Raw genomic sequence first — 18,014 nt, 5'->3', positions numbered from 1 at the left:
TTATTTCTCTTTGTAAGTTAAACTCATATAACTATTTTATGTTTTTTAAACCAACTCATCCTCCTTTTATTCCCCCTTCTCTTTCCAAGACTTGCCCGACGACAGGCGGGGAAGGGGGCTAGGGGGTTGAGTTTATTTCGACATCCTAAACATAATTGCGAATAGTAATTATTTCTACCCGCATTTAATCTCTACTTCTTATTTCACAGTCTCTGCTAGTAGCAATTAATTTTCTACAAACTCATCAAACAATTGCTGCAAGTATGCTTTATTATCATCAACAAATAAAATATTGTTCCGCGTGAAGTCTTCTTTTGATGTTCTCTCAGAACCCCAGTTCTCTTTAATATCATTGTATTTGGTAACCGATAAAATAAATGCGGAGAGCTCTATTTCAAGTCCTTTCTTCTCTTTTGCTATTTTTTCTTTCAGAGATTCGTTGATTTCCTTCACTTGTTTTGTGCAGAATAAAACCTTCGGGTGATTAAAATTCGTCATCATTCTTATTCCTTTCGGATCTAAGAAATAGATATACTGCTTTTTATCTTTCACTACCCATAAAATAAAATCGGGGAAAAACGAGGAACTTTCCAAAAAGAAACCAACTCCTCGCTGCGATAAGTTCCTCAATAAAAATATTTCAATCCCTGTTAATTTTTTGGAGTTGTCTCGAATAAAGTCTCTTATTTGTTTTACAAATTTTGTTTCACCTGCATTAAGTTTAACCGGGATTGTTTTAATTTGCTGATAAATTTCTCCTTTCCGGAATGTAGCTATAGGTGAGTATAAATGTTTATCAAAATGAATTGTTGGAATTTCATTTAAGTCATTTTCATAAAATTGATTCATGTCTTTAATTAGTTGATCTACTATCCTTCGGTGCTCTTTTGGGGCTTTGATAATCATTCTTTTGTCGGTAGGAAAAATATCTCGATATGAATCATAATTAATAAGATCAATACTAAGATTTCTTGTTAGGCTGTCTTTTTCTTTATCAGAATAAAATTTCTGCACATAATCTTTTAATGCCGCCTCTGCCACACGTTGTATTTTTCCTTCTATTGCATCTTTTATAGTAAATTGATCTTTACCGCAAAGAATCGATTCAGGTCTAAGTTTCAACAGTATTTCAACAACGGCTTCCTTTGTAATTACTAAATTTGTATAACCTCTAATAAGAGTATAGTTTTTTATCTCGGTTAATAGGTTTTCCAAATCGATGAAATCATAGAATTCTTTCAATAAACTGCCTGAGTATTCCTCAATATTTTCGGCAATTTGATTGTTGAAACCGCTTACGGCAGCCATAACTCTATTTCTTAAATCAATCGTTACACGCTTTGCGATTTCTTCGTTGTAATCCAGTACAACCAAATATTCTTTGAAGTTATGGTTATCATCTTTTTTAAAAGTAACAATCTTATTTGCCCATTTACCTTCGTAATTAAACCTTATCTCAACAGGGTACTCTTTATATTCCGGTGTTTCCTTTTCTATATTAGTCAAGAAGTTGTTCATATACGAAGCATTCAAACCAAATATCGAAATTGTCTGTAACGCTCTAACCGGGTAACCGGATAATTCATTTTCTCTTTTTAGAGAAAGTTCTTTCCCTTTTAAGCGAACCCCTCTTCCGAACAATTGAATTATCTGGGCGCCCTCACCTTTTCCCATATTGAGCAGTCCCATACAAGAAACCCGCCAGGAATTCCAACCTTCAATAAACTTCTTCGATCCGATTAATAAATTAACAGTTGAATCCGTTTCCGATAAATTATAAAAGAGCGACGATGTAAAATTATCCTCTTGTATTACAAGTTTGCCATCGGTGTCTTCTTCAAGTTTCTTGGAATACTTCGCAACATCACCGATATTAATAACAGCAAAATATTTATCACTCGTTTTAGTTTTTAACCCTATTTCACCTTCAGCGTTTTTTATTTGATAAGCTTCAATTTGTCCGCTGCCGTTAAATAATTTCGATAACACATCATCAATAGAAGGTCTATTTTCTTTCAAGTATCTTAACCTGTCTTCGAATATATCTACACCATCGGAATTCATTAACCCCGAACTACCGGATAAAATCTTATCCACATTTTGCTGCAGCAATTTTGGTGAAGACAAAATATTTTGTAAGAATTTAATTACACGTGTTACATCGGAAATGTTTTTCTTATCGGTTTGAGTTAGTGTTGATGAACCGTTTCCTATAACCTTACTTCCGACAAATATCCAAAGCGGTTTTTCAATTTCATACTGTCGTATTTCACTTTCAAACTTTTCAAATAGAATTACTTGCTCATAGTAGGTAAGCAAACCGGCAGTAAGCAGCAGATCGATCTGTTCATCGTTGTATTCCTCTTCGGCTTCAATGTTAAAAACCGCAAAATCTTTCCCGTAACCGTCAGCGTAAAAATGTCTGTATGAATAATCAAAAATAATTGATCGCCCGTATTCTTGGAGTAACTCATTGGTGCGCGAAGTAATTATTTGTCCGAATGTTGCGGAATATTCAAAAGTATAAGAATCATTGCTTCTCGTTATATGTTCGCGTAAAGATTTCCATTTCTTTTCTTCCGAACGCTGCCCTTTATGCCCTTCATCTATAAAGACTAAATTTTTGGTCTCTGCAAAATAGTCAACATCAACACTTACGCCTTCTCCCTCTTTTTCTTTAACTAACTTTGTTATCTCAATAATTAATATCTCACCTTCTTTAGTCTTCAAACTTTCTTCGCTGCCGGAATATATTTTCGAATCAATTCCGCTTGCGGTAAAACTTTCGTAATGCTGCTGACTCATTCCTTCATTCGGAGTAATGAGAATTATATTTTCCCAATCTTTGAAGTACTTTCTTATCTGCCAATAATTGCAGTGCATTATTAAAGTCTTGCCGCTTCCTGTCGCCATCCAAAAAGCAAGTTTTTTTAGATCGTTTTCATTGTAATTTTCAATCGCAGAGTAATCATCATAAGTATTTTTAAAGTTGTTCAGATCGGTAATAAGTTGATTTGTATCGGTAGTTAGTCTATCGAAATAATATTCTGTAAAAAGAAGTGCAAACCATTGAAAATACTTAAATGTAAGTTTCGGTTCGGCACGATTTGTTTTCAGTCTTTCTTCATAAGTTCTAATTGATTCATCGTAGCGAAATAAAGTTTCTTGCGGTATTCTAATTGGTTTCCATCCAAGCACTCCGGCAAATGAACTTCTGCCGGCTGAATCATACCCGGTTTGAATATTATTGAACTCTTCCCGGAGAGTTTCAAAATCATCATAACCGAATTGCTTTAGTATGTATCTGAATAAAACTAAGTGTTTTGTTAGCTGCATAGTCTTGGTTGTATTTGATTTTTGAACTCACCCTAAATCCCTCTCTTAAAAAGAGAGGGACTTTCCCCCCTTCTCTTTTCAAGAGAAGGGGCTGGGGGATGAGTTCATAAGTTTCTACATGTTACAATTTTCTTCAATCAACTTCAGAACATTATCTATATTGTTTAACACATCTTCATTAGAAAAACGTATCACTTTCAGTCCAAGCAAATTCAATATCTCCGTTCTTTCTTCATCTTCTCTTAATCTATATTTATGATAATGACCGTCAAGCTCAATTATCATTTTCTCTTCAAAACAATAAAAGTCAGCTACAAAAAATGATTCCCTCCCCTTTAAATCATAAAATATGGGATGCTGTCGTAAAAACTTTTTACCGTCTAGTTTTCGGTTTCTTAATTTATTCCATAGAATCTTTTCTGCTTCAGTAGAATTTTTTCTTAGATCACAACAGATTAACTTTGCAATTTCCGTCAGTTCTCTTTTTTTATTTAAACTCATAAAAATTATTTTATGAATATAACTCATCCCCCTTTATTCCCCCTTCTCTTACCAAGAGAAGGGGGCTAGGGGGTTGAGTTCAATAAACAATTTAGAAACCGTTAAAACGGTTCTAAGTAAACTTTACCTTCTCGCTAACCAACGGCTTAAGCCGTTGGTTAATAATACAGCCCCACATACATTCAACCGATTCATCGGTTTATGATACCATCTTACTCTTAAACACCTGCTCCACGGGCTGATAACCTTCCCAATGCGCCTGCCCGTTTATATAAAGCAGATCATATTCGTAATTTCTTAATTCTTCTTTAAGTGTTTCCCTGTCTTTTTCATAATCTTCTTTCTGCCATTCTTTTATGCTGCGCCAAACTACAAGTATCTTTTTGTTTGAATTGTTATTGCCGTAAACAAATTGATATCTCTTTCCGTCAATATCTTTAGTTATGTATTTTTGAACGTGCAGACCGATTAAGTAATTAAACGTATCTACCAAATCAACGGCTTTTTGTGTATCGTATGTGTAACCGTCCCATACTTTTAATCTGTAATCCCAAGGATTTTCCATCGCTTCGGTGTTGACGAGCGTACGGCTGTTTTTAGTCTCAAACTCTAAAAAGTACTTTGGAATGTACTCTTCAAACTCAAGCGCTTTCTGCTGTGCGTCTTCACTTAAGTTGAATGAAATGTTTTCTAATGATTCCTCGTACTGCTCAAGTTTTTGGTATTTAAGGAAAACTCCCAATCCGTTCATACTTCCGTTTTTCGGTTTCCCCTCTTTCCAGTCGAATGTGTATGCTATTTTTTTGATGCGGGGAAGGATTAGCTCATATACATAACCCCCTTGTTCAATTAAAATAGTTTTTCTAAAACCTTTATCTTCTCGATTTAGTTCCTGGGTAGCCATAAAGGTAGTTCCAGATCCAGGAAAATAATCCAATACAATATCATTTTGCTTAGTTTTTGCAACTTTCATACAATCTACAACAGCTCCAACCGCTTTAGGAAAATCAAAAATCTTTGAATTATTAAATTGATTTCCTAAATCTCTCGTACCGTTATCTCTCGCTGAATATTCTGGCTTATCCCACTAAGTTCTAGGTAGTAATCCTTCTTCGTTTAAATATTTTTTACGATAAATTTCTACTCTATCATTCACTATTTCCCATTTAAATCTATCAGGTTCATTTTCAATATTATCATGGCTATATCTCCAAACTTTTTCCTTTCCATTTGGATGTAATGGATATATCAATTTTTCTTTATCAGTTTGTTTTGTAGTAATTTCCCAAATTTCTTTAGTTTCATTCCATTCCATTTTAGGAAGTGCTATTTTGTTATCATTCTTTAAAAGTATCGGGAAGTATTGTTTGGGGCGATCCTCTCGGTTTGATTCAGGGCCATTTCTTCTTAAGTTTTCCCATTCAAACATTTTACCATTTTTATCTCTCTCAGTGTATCTTTTCTTTTGCTCTTCAGTATGAGGTAATTTACCAACTTCTTTTACTTTATCAGTATTGGAGACAAATAATGCATATTCATGATTAATCGAAAAACCTGTTACTGTTGATCGTCCGGAGGGATTATTTCGTATTACAACAGTAGCGTGAATAAGATCTTTACTAAACTGCTCTTCTAAAATTTGCTTTAGATTTTTAAGTTCGACATCATCTATGGTGATACAATGCATTCCATCTTCAGCTCCTAATAATTTGCCAACTTCAATTCTATTTTCAATTAATGAACACCAACTTGAATCTTTGAATCCATTCTTATAATTAATTTCGCTTGCAGATGTATTATACGGTGGGTCTAAATAGATACTTTTTATTCTAGAATTGTACTTATCATAGAGTAACTTCAACCCGTAAAAATTATCCGAATGAATAACGAGTCCGTCCGAGTTTTCTTCAATGTCTATTTTATCGGAGAGTTTGTTTAGCAAGTTCCACTTAAAGTCATCATCAAAATGTACTGTGTCAACCGGAAGTTTTTTCCAGACTTTTTCTTCGCTATCGTCTTTACCAAGTTCCCCCTGTTCGGCAATTGTGTAAAGATTATCAATTTTTAATTTCTTCCAATCCTCAAAAATCTCTTCACCAAACAGCTCTTTCCATTCTTCAAGTTGGATTTTGTTTTTAAGTACTTCTTTTAATATTGGTTCGGCTTCTTTTTCACCAAGCCAGCCGGTAAGTTTATCAATTGTAATTATCCATTCGGTAGAGAGAACAAACTTTTTCTTTTCCCAAAGTTTCTTTTGGAAGTCTTCAATCTGTGCGAGGAATTCTATAATCGTATCGGCAACATTTTTAAAAACTTTTATCGACTTCAAATTATGCTTAACCCTGCTGAAATGAGTTTCTGTTTCCTGAACGTAAAGGTCGTCTACATTTATCAATTCGCTTTTAATATAAAAGTCGAGTTCTCTCCCCAAAAAACCTTTGAGGTTTTTGTGAATGAAAAAATCGTAGTTGTTCTTACGTGTGTAGTGATTCAGCTTTTTGAGCAGGTAGGTTTCATCATCTTTCTTTTCCCACAAAAACGCTGCAGCCGGTTTTTTACTTAACTTTTTCTGCAGTTTTACAGATGCAGATTCGTTCAATTTTTCCTGCTTATTCTGTGTGCCGACTTCTTTCTTTTCGTCTTCGGTTAAAGCACGGTACTCAAAGAAAATTGAAAGCTCGTTATTTTCCAACTCCGGCTCTTTTTCCGAAAGAACGAAATACTTGTTTTCATCCTCTTTAACGTTACCCTGCTCAACCTGTGCCTCGGTAAGTTTGAAATGTACTTTAAGGGGGTCGCTCGGCTTTGGACTTGTAAACGAATACTTCTGAAAATGCTCCGATGATTTTATATAGTATTGATCGTGATTAGCCCAATAGAAATGCGTTTCCTCACCGTTATAAGGCACAACATATTTTTCATTTTTTCCGAACCGGCGTTTGCTTATAAAATCGCCTTTATCGTAATACCGTGAAAAGAACAAAGTAAGATGATTGTAAATTTGGTTTTGTGTTTCAATAGATACATCGGCGCTTTCGGCGGCAGCTTTAGTTTCGTTATATAGTTCAATATCTTTTTCAAACTTTTTCTCTAAAAATTCGAGAGTTTCTTTATCCTTTTCCTTTTTTGCTTTCAGCCATTCTTTTATAACCGAATTTTCTTCTAACTCTTTCAGTTCTTTTTTTGCTTTTTTGACTTCCTCTTCGGTCAAAATTGTTAATTCTTCCTTTACTTTATCGACAAGCAGTTCATCGATAAATTTCTTTATCTCTTTCCTCTTATAATGCAGAATTTTGTAGACCCCGAAGTCTAAGTCCTGGCTTTCAAATTGAAAAAGTTTGTTGAGGAAATCTTTTAGTTGGTCAAGGGGAGCTTTAACTAATTTTGACATAGGCAGTAATTAATTGTTTTCTCAATTTTACAAATATATGTAAATCAGAATGTAATAAATAATATATATTAAGAATTTCAAGAACATCAAAATACATTAACAACGTTGTGAGTCTATTAAGTATCTAATTAAGATATTAATAAAATCACTGTGATTGAGATCTTACAAACAGAAATATGAGATTATCATGTGTATTTCTTGATGTTTTAAAATGATATCATTAGATTATAATCGGCATCCTTTAGAATTAAAAAGAAAATACTCTTACTACGGCTACCGATACCTTAAATTAAATTGCGGGTAAAATGGGGCATAAAAGATTAGGAGTTCTACCCAAATCTAAAAAGTGGCGGGATATTGTCAGGGCTATTGAAGCCTGTACAAGCGGTAAAGTCCCAGTAGAAGAAGTCGCTAAAAACACCCTCTCCAATGTCAGAAATTTATATAACGAACTCGAGAAAGATCCTTCCGTTAAAGCTTCATTATCTTTTTTAGTGGAGTTTTCATACGCTTTCAAAACTCAAAATCCCGGTAAGTATCTTGTAGAAAACGGAATCCTTCCAACCGATAATCTTTCCCCTATGTCGCTTGCCGTAGCTATCAATTATTATAAACAGGAATCGTTTCATTCAAAAGAGTATCAATCAATTGCAAAGCAGGCAACAATAGATGCGCTCAACCATTGGTATCATTCAAATATAGATCATGGTAAAAATTTCTTTTCGGCAGAAATTAAACCCGAAAACGTATTTGCAAAAGCTGCAAGCGGCGGCGGCTTCTCCGAAATCTCACGGCTCTTTTTCGCTAAGTTTACCGAAAGATATCTAAAATATTTTCTTGAACGCGAAGCAGCACCGCGCATAAAGGATATAAATCTAATCAACAATTTTACCGAAGCAATTGAAACCTTCACCGATGAAGTATCCAAACACGCTTACCAAACTTCAAAGATCACTCAGTCCTACGCCGCGGGGTGGTACAACAAACATTCCAAAGAAAATAAACCTTCGGGTAAAGATATCAACAAGCTCATTCGCAATACCTTCAAGAAAATGAGAAGTGAAATTCTGTTTGAGGAATTGAAATGAGCAATAGTAAAAAACATATTGTCTCATGCGGTGGTTTTGGTGCGGCTGTAAACTATCCGGATTCTAAGAAAATCATACTTGAACACAGAAAAGAATTACCTGAGTATAATACAAGAATAAAACTTGATAAGTTGATTGATGCAGTACTAACCGTTAAACCACGTCACAAAGATTTACTTAACATTGCGGGCTATCTCTTTGCCGCCGACCGAAAAATAAAACGTGGAAGTCCCTCAGCGCAGGAGTATCATTCATGGAGCCGTCATATCGTGTTTCATATCGGAGTTATCGACTATGCTTTTTGGGTACGACCCGATATTCAAAAACTTTTAACCGACGCGCTCGAATTTATGACCGGTGACAGCAAGTATGAATTTTCTTTCTATCAGTCCGATGAAGATTTTCCTTCATCAATTTTCGATAACGATAATTTCAATATGCAGAAAGAAGATCAATTAAAAGTTCTTCTCTTTTCGGGCGGTATAGATTCACTCGCCGGTGCGGTTGAAAGTCTTCAGACAAACCACTCTCACGTTTGCTTGGTTAGTCATCGTTCCGGTCAAAAAACTACTATTAGTGTTCAGAACAAACTCTTTAACTTACTCCAGCAAACTTATCCTGGCCGAGTAAGTCATTACAAATTTGAATGCGGTTTGAGTAATGAAAGTTCCGCCGAAGAGAGTCAGAGAACAAGATCATTTCTATATACATCAACAGCTTTTGTTGTGGCGGAAGCTTACGGTCAAAAGGAAATATACGTTCACGAAAACGGCATGACCTCTCTTAACTTTGCAGAAACTCAAGATCTTATGAATGCACGTTCAAGCAGAACAACCCATCCTAAAACCCTCGCTCTACTTGGAAGCCTATTCTCAGCAATTGCGGAAGAACCTTTTGTTATAAAAAATAAATTTTTCGATAAAACAAAAACCGATGTTATAAAAATTTTGAAAAAACACGAAAGTGCAAATCTATTTATTAACTCTATTTCATGCAGCAGTACGCGTGATAATACAAGTTCAAAACCTCATTGCGGCAAATGCTCACAATGTGTAGATAGAAGATTCGCTTCATTCTCTGCCGAAATAGACAAATGGGATGATCAGAATAACTATGATTTCGATTTTCTTAAGGACAGCTTAACCGATGACCTTGTTCTCAAAACACTTTTGGAATTTATACGCATGGCTCAAAACTTTAGAGGTTTTACCCTCGACGGCTTTTTCTTAAAATATGGTCCTGAGCTGGCAGATATAATTCCTTATATAAACGGTAAAAACGATGAAGAAAGAGTAAAGAAAATTTATCAACTATGTCAAAATCACTCGACCGATATTGAGCACGCAATTAATCAAATGCAGATCAAGTACGACAAACCGTTGGCACCGGCAAAACCCAACTCATTTTTCACACTGATAATTCGTCCCAGGGCATATCAGAAAACTGCAAATCCAATAAAGATTCATAACACGGTTAAGGATACAACTCGAGAAGAGAGAGAAAGAAATATTACCGAGCATGAAGCTGCGAATAATCTAATTAAGAAACTGAAAAAGAAAAATTACTTGCAGAAACACGGACTTACAAAAGATAAACTATTAAAAATTATCAACGAAAAATGTAGAAAGAATAATGGTACAATTAACTTTAAAAAGCTTGGTGATGAATTAGGCTGTTCAAACCACACCGCAAAAAGACGCTGCATGGATTATAACATCCTCTAATTTTGGAAATCACTTCCAAATTTAAACTTCCAAAAATACCTCCATAATTGGAAATGGAAATGGCATCCATTTTTCCTCTCGTGTTCTAAAAGTAATTAAAACTGCTTCGAGCACTAATCAAAAAGGGAAAACGATGTACAATTTCATAAATCAATACACCTCACTCCATACCCGATTCATACTAATTTGTCGAATAGTTCTCGAATACTTGTCGAATAATTCTCGAACAATACTCGAAGAGTTGCCGTTACAGTGCCGTCATAGTGCCGTAACAGTACCGTCCCATTCTCGAACAACCACCAATCCCCGCTCACCCCCCATCTTTCCATTTCTGTCATTCCGAAGGAATCGCCTCTTGATTACTGAGGAATCTCAAACAACCGGTCATTCCGGCAATCATTTAGCCGGAATCTAAGAAGCCTTAGCGTAGGCGGGCTCAAAACAAAATAAATATAATTGACTAATAATTAGGAGAAACAAAAAATGGCTTCATTCAAAGAGAAATTTTTCGGAAAACTCTCCGGTACGTTCGGTGATTACATCGGCGTCATTAAAGGAGATGATAACTTTGTTATGCGTAAAACTTCCAATAGAAAAATCGATACTTCCCCTGAAGGCGTTGAAAGGAGAAACAGATTTCTTACGGGTATCAAAGCTTCAAAAAAAATAAACTCGATTAATAGTCTGAGATATTTTTGGAAAGAAGCGGCAGGACCAAAACAATCCGCTTACAATTACTGCATCAAAAAGAACTATCCTTACATTACAGGCAGCGGTACTGTGGATGGTTTTTCAATTGTTCCGGGTTTTGGTTTTGCATTTTCAATTAATACTTATGCAAGAGATGAAAACGGGATTAACCTTTCATTAATGCAGTTCTCAAATCCTACTCTGTTTAATACCGAAGTAGAAAAGAACATAGAAGCATACTTCATTATTGAAGTGAACGATCCAGAAAAAGCAAATAATGAGAAGGTACATTTCTTTCCCTTAACTACCGTAGCTCAACCACTCGATCTCGAGAATCCGCTTTCATTCAGCGTCACTTTCGAGGAAACCGATAATACGCTATTCTCATTATATCCCACCATAAAAGTGCACATTGCATTCTGCACTTTGGATGATGATGGCTTACCAATTCAATATTCGTCTTCATTAGTGCAGCAGTAAAAAAAAGCCCGTCGCATGACGGGCTATTCTATACTTAACTGCTATTAGTAAATATCAGATTAATATTCTTTTAACGTACCTTGTCTTTCCTTAGCAATTTTATCCCAATCTTTTGCAGTAGTGTTAAGGAAGTTTTCTTTGTCTTTTTTCAACATTTCCATATCAAGACCGATATACTTTTGAGCTTTTTCTTTTGTTGAAATATCCGGCATTGCAATCGGGTAACTCACTCCGTGCTTTACAAGAACTAATGCTAATTCTTTTCTGGCTTGTTCTGCTTTTTGGATACCGGTACCAAGAACTCGCAATGATTCATCAGGTGAGTGGAATCCGGCACCGTTAGCGGCAGCAACCCAATCCCATCTCCATTGTGCATGACGGATTAGTTTTAATGCTGCTTCCATTTCATTTTGTTGTGCGCCGTTATCCCAAGCTGTTTTAGCTTCAATATGTGCAGCTGCTAATGCTTCTTCCAACAAACCTCTTAATTCCATAATTCGATCTTGTCTGCTGTAAACTTTTTGAATCATTTTGTCTGTCTCGTCTCTGTGACAAACAAAGCAAGAATTCTCGACATTGTTAAGTGGTGATTGAATATGATGATCAGTAAACTTAACTCCCCCTTCTGTTCTATAAGGCATATGACAATCAACGCATGATACTCCTTGTTCGGCATGAGTTCCTGTCATATAAAGTTCGAAATCCGGATGCTGTGCCTTTAACATAGGAGTCTTACTTAATGAATGTGTCCAATCAGTAAAATTGATTTCGTCGTAGTATTCTTCCATATCATCAGCGGTAAATCCTTTATCCCATGGGAATGTTAAATAATTTCCTTCTCCTTTGAAATAATATTCAACGTGGCATTGTGCACAAACAAGTGAACGCATTTCGTTGTGTGAAAATTCCGAAATCTTTTTACCTTGTCTTTCGAAAGCTTCAATTAATGCGGGACGTGTTATTCTTAAATTCATTGTGTTGGGATCGTGACAATCCTGACATCCGATTGGATTTACAACTTGATGACCTTTATCAAACCAATTTCCTTTGTAAAATTCTTCAACACCTTCTTCCGCCATTAATCTTGGAACATCTGTACTTTTACAAGTCCAGCAAGTTGAAGGCATTGGACGAACATCGTTTCCACCGGTTCTTAAAATTTCTCTTATATCCTCAATTGCGTGGGCGTGTCCTCTTCCTTGATTATATTCTTTCGAGAATCCGTAACCTGCCCACATAACTACAAGTTCGGGATATTCTTCTAAATAATCTCTGAATGCCGAACCGCCGTATTTACTTACAAAATTTGTATCAAGTGTCTTCAAATAAGTCTCGTATTCTCGGGGATAATTTTCGCCCCAAACTTCGTTTCTAGGTTCCCATTCGGCAATTGGTTTTACCGTTTGCAATGTTAACGCTTCACTTCTTCTTTCAACAATAGAAGATGCGAATAACCCGATTAAAAATACAATTACCACGGTAGCAAAAAATAAAAACCACCCAACCCATGGTTTTTCTTTAATGATGTCTTGAATTGGTCTCATCAATAAACCCTTCTTTTGTTATTATTAATTTTCTTTTGCAAAAAACTTTTGCATCCATTCCGGTGTAATAGGTTCATATTGTGGAGTTTGTGCATACGGTGTTGTTGATAAACCTTTTACTTTTCCGTGAGGGACTTCTCTATGACAATCCCAGCAGTAACCGGGTCGTTGATCTTCTACATTTCTATTATTGATTGCTCTTAATGCGATCGGGTGAATTTGGTTTGAATGACATCTAATACAATTTTCTTGAACAGCTTCTCTTCCCGCACTTTTAATTCTTATTACTTGTGGTTCTAGTCTGAATGTAAACATAGTTGCGTGTCGTAATCCGTCCATCGCTTTAAAGTAATAAGTTCTTACAATGTGGTCTTGCGGAACGTGACAATCATTACATGTTGCAACTTTAGCGTGACTGCTTCTTTCCCAAGTTGCGAATTGAGGGGTCATAACGTGGCAATTTATACATGCTTGCGGGTCATCTGAAAGATATGATACGGCATTCGAGATATAAAAGATGTGAACACCTATTCCAAAGAAAATTCCAAGCATAATTATTACCGGGAACCTCCATTGAGGCGGTGGAGTAAGGAAATTCAGTATTTTCTTAATTAGTCCTCTTTTCTGATTTTCTTGAGACATTATTATCCCCTGTTTCTGTAATTTTGTTTAACCTTTCGATGTCGGCTGTACTTCTTGGATGTCCTAAGCTTTGTATATTTTTTTGATGTAGAATATATTGTTCATTCGAAATATTATTTTGCCAGTTGCCCGTTAACATTCCGAGACCAATAATTAGAATATAAAGACCCACAACTCCAACTGCAACAAATTTTTTATTGATTTTATTTTTTCCAAATTGAGGTCTTAATTGTAGAGTATCCTCAACAGGACAAGCATCAACACAACTCATACATGTTGAACATTCATCCGACCAAACTGTTTTTACACTATCGACTTTAATAAATGACGGACAAGCTTTGTTGCATAAACCGCAATCAATGCATGAAATTGGATCACGTTTGATTTTGTTTGGGCTTAGCAAACTAAAAACACCAAGCAAGGCCCCGTACGGACAAAGGTATCTGCACCAGAAGTTTCTAAAGATAATCGACAATCCAAATAACACCGCAATAACAATTAATGCAAATCGAGAAATATCTGCAAAAAATCCATACATCTTAACATCGGCAACCATATTATACGGGCTATCGAGAAAGTATTTCAACGAGGCGGCGGTCATGGCAAAAAATATTGAATAAACAAAGAACGCAAGCAAAAGGTATTTTATACTTCGAAGCGGATAATCCAAAATCTTCGGCATTTTAATTCTTTTCTTAAATAATTTCTTGGCAACTTTGTCTCCAAAATCACCAATCAATTCAGACAAGAAACCGATCGGGCACATCCAACTGCAAAAAGCCTTACCGAAGATAAATGAGACAGAAACTATGCCAACGAGAATTACGAATCCCGCCGGATGTGCTTGATGAATTTCGCCCGTTAAAAAGAAATAATATAAACTCATTAATGCACTGATAGGTAAAAATCCTTCAACTCCGGGTGGGCGATATCCGACATCTGACGGGTTTCCGCCTTCTAATGACTCAACAAAAAGATGAAACTCAATACCAATCCAAATGCAAATCAGTACTACTGCTGATTGAACCCAAAATCTATGTTTCTGTATCGATTTTTCTGTATTTCTTATGAACTTCTTTTTTTCCTTCATTTTACTTCTTTCATTTAATCAGAATTATATTTCTGATTAAAAATTAGCAGAATTTCATTTATTTGTCAATTGAAATCGTTTATTTTGATCTGCTTTCCAAGGACAAACTGTATTGTTTTCGATTCCCCTTGCAAGAGACACGCATGTTCTTTATTTTATAATCAGAATATTTTTTCTTTTTATAAATGAGATAATATGCAAAGAGAAATAATAAAAATAGACGAAGAACTTTGCGATGGCTGCGGCGAATGTGTTCCCTCCTGTCATGAAGGTGCTCTTCAAGTAATTGACGGTAAAGTCAGACTTATTAGCGATCTTTTTTGCGACGGTCTAGGTGCGTGCATCGGTCATTGTCCTCAAGGTGCTTTGACAATTGAAAAGCGTGAAGCCGAGCCGTATAATGAATCTAAAGTTATGGATTATATTGTAAAAGGCGGACCAAATGTAATCAAAGCGCATCTTGAACATTTGATTGATCATAATGAATTGGACTTTGTAACCGAGGCAATTGAATACTTGAATAAATATAATATTCCGATCCCCGAGTTACGAAAGGAAAAGGTTGAACATACAAGTTGTCCCGGCTCAAAAGAAATGTCATTCGAAGCAGATGATTATTCTGAAAATGAATCCGGATCAAGACAATCACATTTAACACATTGGCCAATTCAATTACATCTTGTTTCCCCTCAAGCTCAGTATTACAGAGATGCACATTTACTACTCGCGGCTGATTGCTGCGGATTTTCCTATCCCGATTTTCATAAAGATTTTCTCAAAGGGAAAAGTCTCGCAATTGCATGTCCAAAACTAGACACCAACAAACAAGTTTATTTTGATAAGTTGATAACTATGGTCGAACAAAGCAGACTAAAAGCTATCACAGTTTTAGTTATGCAAGTCCCATGTTGCGGCGGTTTAGTTCAAATGGTTCAGCAAGCGATTGAAATGACCGGAAGTGACATTGTAGTCGATGTAAAATTAATCGGTATAGATGGAAAAGTTTTAAAAGAAACACAAATAAATTAAAATAATCGAATGGGGCTAAAGCCCCAATCATATTTACTTTTTTAGTCCGTCCGCTAAAGTGGACGGCAATTTATACATAAATCATTTTTCATTGCCGATAATTTGATTCATAATTATACTGGGCTTCAGCCCTATTAAAATATAAGGTAACAACATGAGTGAATTTATAAACAACAGCGAACAAAGAGTAAAAAACTTAAAGACCCTTATTCTAAAACTTCACGCTGGTGAAACCGTAGAAGAGACACAAAAAGAACTCAAAAAAATTATGGGTGAAGTCCCTTACGGTGAAGTGGTGCAAGCAGAAGAAGAACTAATTAAAGAAGGATTGGATAGAGAAGAAGTCTTAAAATTCTGTGATCTTCATTCTGATGCTCTTAAAGGAAATTTAATGAGTAAGTTTTCAAAAGAAATTCCGGAAGGGCATCCGGTTGATGTTTTCATAAATGAAAATCGTGAAATAGAAAAAGTAATCGAAAGCATTCGTAAACTTTATCCAACTGAAGATTATAACGGATCACCGGCGGAGACACTTAACGAAATCAACAAACAATTTAATTTGCTGATGGATATTGAAAAGCATTATGTAAGAAAAGAAAACTTAGTGTTTCCTTTTTTGGAAAAACACAACATCACGGGACCACCGATGGTTATGTGGGGGAAGCATGATGAAACGAGAGGTTTGTTAAAATCTGCCTTTTCTGTGTTCGAGGAAAAAGAAAATATTGATTTAGAAACCTTGAACGGATTCATTGAATTTATGTTTGAACCGACGCTTAAATCGATCGAAGAAATGATTTACAAAGAAGATAATATTTTGTTTCCTATGTGTATCGACACATTCACAGATATCGAGTGGTATGAAATTGATCAACAGAGTGATGAAATTGGTTTCTGTATTTTTTATCCCGATAAAAGATGGCAGCCCGAGTTTGATACAAAGTTGGATCCATTGGGGAAAGAAGAAACAAAATTCAAACTCTCAACAGGAAGTTTATCGCCTGAAGAATTGGAAGGAATTTTTAATTCTATTCCACTTGATATAACATTTGTTGATAAAGAAGATAAAGTTCGTTACTTCTCACACGGAACAGACAGAATATTCCAAAGAAGTAAAGCAATACTCGGAAGGGAAGTTCAATATTGCCATCCTCCGTCAAGCGTTCATATTGTTAATCAAATTTTAGATGATTTTAAATCCGGCAAACAAGATGCAGCAAAGTTCTGGATAGATTTTCACGGTAAGTATGTTCACATTTCTTACTATGCGGTGAGAGACAAAGAAGGAAAATATTTAGGAACACTCGAACTAACACAAGACATAGCCGAGTTTAGAGAATTAGAAGGTGAAAGGAGAATTTTGCAGTATGACAATTAAAGAAGATATTAAATTAGATATAACGCCGAAAACTTTAGTTGGTGATTTACTTAAAAATTATCCGCAGCTTGAAGATAAACTTATTGAGATCGCACCGGTTTTTAAGAAATTAAAAAATCCTGTATTAAGAAGAACCGTTGCAAAAGTAACAACTTTGAAACAAGCCTCTGTTGTCGGCGGTGTTTCATTATCTTTGTTAATAAACGAGCTTCGTAATGCTACGGGATTAGATGATATTGAAGTCGAAGAAGATATTTTTGAAAAAATAAAACCAAAACCGGTTTGGGTTGAAGAAAATCCTATTAAAAAAAAATACGATGCACGGGAAGATTTGGAAAACGGAAATCATCCAGCGGTAAAAGTCACGAAAGAGATACTTGAATTAAAAGAAAATGAAAATTACTTATTAATCACTCCATTTATCCCGGCGCCGCTACTTAAAATTATGGAAGACAAAGGATTCGAAACTTTCACCGAGAAAGCAGAAGAAGAATTAATCAAAACGTATGTGCGCTTGAAGTAAAAAATCTTTAGCACCTAATTCATTAATTTGTGGCTAAAAAAGGAAAGCTACTTCGCGGGACTCTGCTGTTATTCATACAATTCAAAGTCAAAAACGCAAGCCATTAATGCACGAATAAAACAGAAGAGTTGAATAAAAACATTTAAGAAACAAACTCTTTCAACGCAACCGCATTATTTTTTTCTTCTTCCTTCGATGAATAAACAAACGTTACAATCTTATTTTTCTTAATCAATTGTTTTAATTCGGCAACTGTTTCCGTTTTATCTTTTAACTCATTTTTGTATTTCTTTTTAAACTCGTTCCACTCATCAAAATTATCGTGATACCATTTTCGTAATTCGTTGCTTGGTGAAATTTCTTTAAGCCACAAATCAACTTTTGCTTTCTCTTTAGTTAATCCTCTCGGCCAAAGCCGATCGACTAAAATTCTCAATCCATCATCTTTTGATGGTTCTTCGTAAACTCGTTTTACTTTGATCATTGTTGTGCCTTGATTAAGTTATTGTAGAATAAATTCTTATTTATAATATCATTATTTCACAAACAAAATTCTAATCTTCCACTTGAGATTGAGTTGCTTTATTTGTTAGCTGCT

At 35.3% G+C, this 18,014-nt stretch carries 14 protein-coding genes; 6 read left to right on the top strand and 8 right to left on the bottom strand.

What is annotated here, in order from left to right; genetic code table 11:
* Positions 1-225: 225 nt before the first annotated feature.
* The 4 genes from QY331_00505 to QY331_00490 form a co-directional block, all read right to left on the bottom strand.
* Positions 226-3,336, bottom strand: a complete 3,111-nt coding sequence (locus QY331_00505) for a DEAD/DEAH box helicase family protein (protein WKZ69728.1) — start codon at positions 3,334-3,336, stop codon at positions 226-228.
* A 114-nt stretch (positions 3,337-3,450) separates the two neighbouring features.
* Positions 3,451-3,864, bottom strand: coding sequence for an endonuclease domain-containing protein (locus QY331_00500; protein ID WKZ69727.1), 414 nt, complete (start codon positions 3,862-3,864; stop codon positions 3,451-3,453).
* Between the two features lie 172 nt (positions 3,865-4,036).
* A complete protein-coding gene (locus QY331_00495) occupies positions 4,037-4,810 on the bottom strand; it encodes a DNA methyltransferase (protein WKZ69726.1) in 774 nt (257 codons plus the stop codon).
* A gap of 114 nt (positions 4,811-4,924) precedes the next feature.
* Complete coding sequence (locus tag QY331_00490) at positions 4,925-7,228, bottom strand: hypothetical protein (GenBank protein WKZ69725.1); 2,304 nt, start codon at positions 7,226-7,228, stop codon at positions 4,925-4,927.
* Positions 7,229-7,533: 305 nt separating this feature from the next.
* Here QY331_00490 and QY331_00485 point away from each other — a divergent pair, with 305 nt between their 5' ends.
* From QY331_00485 to QY331_00475, 3 genes are all read left to right on the top strand, one after another.
* On the top strand, positions 7,534-8,316 hold the full coding sequence (locus tag QY331_00485; protein WKZ69724.1) for a hypothetical protein: 783 nt from the start codon (positions 7,534-7,536) through the stop codon (positions 8,314-8,316).
* Entirely contained in the window at positions 8,313-10,040 is a 1,728-nt protein-coding gene (locus QY331_00480; GenBank protein ID WKZ69723.1) for a 7-cyano-7-deazaguanine synthase, read from the top strand. The genes QY331_00485 and QY331_00480 overlap by 4 nt, the downstream gene beginning before the upstream one ends.
* Positions 10,041-10,523: 483 nt before the next feature.
* On the top strand, positions 10,524-11,210 hold the full coding sequence (locus QY331_00475) for a hypothetical protein (protein ID WKZ69722.1): 687 nt from the start codon (positions 10,524-10,526) through the stop codon (positions 11,208-11,210).
* A gap of 59 nt (positions 11,211-11,269) precedes the next feature.
* Here the strand turns inward: QY331_00475 and nrfA are convergent, their stop codons facing one another.
* The 3 genes from nrfA to QY331_00460 are packed head-to-tail and all read right to left on the bottom strand — an operon-like array spanning position 11,270 to position 14,486.
* Positions 11,270-12,754 (bottom strand): ammonia-forming cytochrome c nitrite reductase, encoded by a 1,485-nt coding sequence (gene nrfA, locus QY331_00470; GenBank protein WKZ69721.1) that lies wholly within the window; start codon positions 12,752-12,754, stop codon positions 11,270-11,272.
* A gap of 24 nt (positions 12,755-12,778) precedes the next feature.
* Positions 12,779-13,396 carry a cytochrome c nitrite reductase small subunit gene (gene nrfH, locus QY331_00465; protein ID WKZ69720.1) on the bottom strand — a complete coding sequence of 206 codons (618 nt, stop codon included), beginning with the start codon at positions 13,394-13,396 and terminating at the stop codon, positions 12,779-12,781.
* Positions 13,362-14,486 (bottom strand): 4Fe-4S binding protein, encoded by a 1,125-nt coding sequence (locus QY331_00460; protein ID WKZ69719.1) that lies wholly within the window; start codon positions 14,484-14,486, stop codon positions 13,362-13,364. The genes nrfH and QY331_00460 overlap by 35 nt, the downstream gene beginning before the upstream one ends.
* 195 nt (positions 14,487-14,681) lie before the next feature.
* On the opposite strand from QY331_00460, the gene QY331_00455 reads away from it, so the two are divergent.
* From QY331_00455 to QY331_00445, 3 genes are all read left to right on the top strand, one after another.
* Positions 14,682-15,515 (top strand): 4Fe-4S binding protein, encoded by an 834-nt coding sequence (locus tag QY331_00455; GenBank protein WKZ69718.1) that lies wholly within the window; start codon positions 14,682-14,684, stop codon positions 15,513-15,515.
* A 154-nt stretch (positions 15,516-15,669) separates the two neighbouring features.
* Positions 15,670-16,893, top strand: coding sequence for a DUF438 domain-containing protein (locus QY331_00450; protein ID WKZ69717.1), 1,224 nt, complete (start codon positions 15,670-15,672; stop codon positions 16,891-16,893).
* On the top strand, positions 16,883-17,416 hold the full coding sequence (locus tag QY331_00445; protein WKZ69716.1) for a DUF1858 domain-containing protein: 534 nt from the start codon (positions 16,883-16,885) through the stop codon (positions 17,414-17,416). The genes QY331_00450 and QY331_00445 overlap by 11 nt, the downstream gene beginning before the upstream one ends.
* Positions 17,417-17,558: 142 nt before the next feature.
* Here the strand turns inward: QY331_00445 and QY331_00440 are convergent, their stop codons facing one another.
* Positions 17,559-17,900 carry a DUF488 family protein gene (locus QY331_00440; GenBank protein ID WKZ69715.1) on the bottom strand — a complete coding sequence of 114 codons (342 nt, stop codon included), beginning with the start codon at positions 17,898-17,900 and terminating at the stop codon, positions 17,559-17,561.
* Between the last annotated feature and the right edge of the window lie 114 nt (positions 17,901-18,014).

The sequence above is a fragment of the Melioribacteraceae bacterium genome (assembly GCA_030584085.1).
Taxonomy (GTDB): Bacteria; Bacteroidota; Ignavibacteria; order Ignavibacteriales; family Melioribacteraceae; genus SURF-28.
Note: the sequence above shows the minus strand (reverse complement) of the source record. Positions and strands in the feature narration are given on the sequence as shown.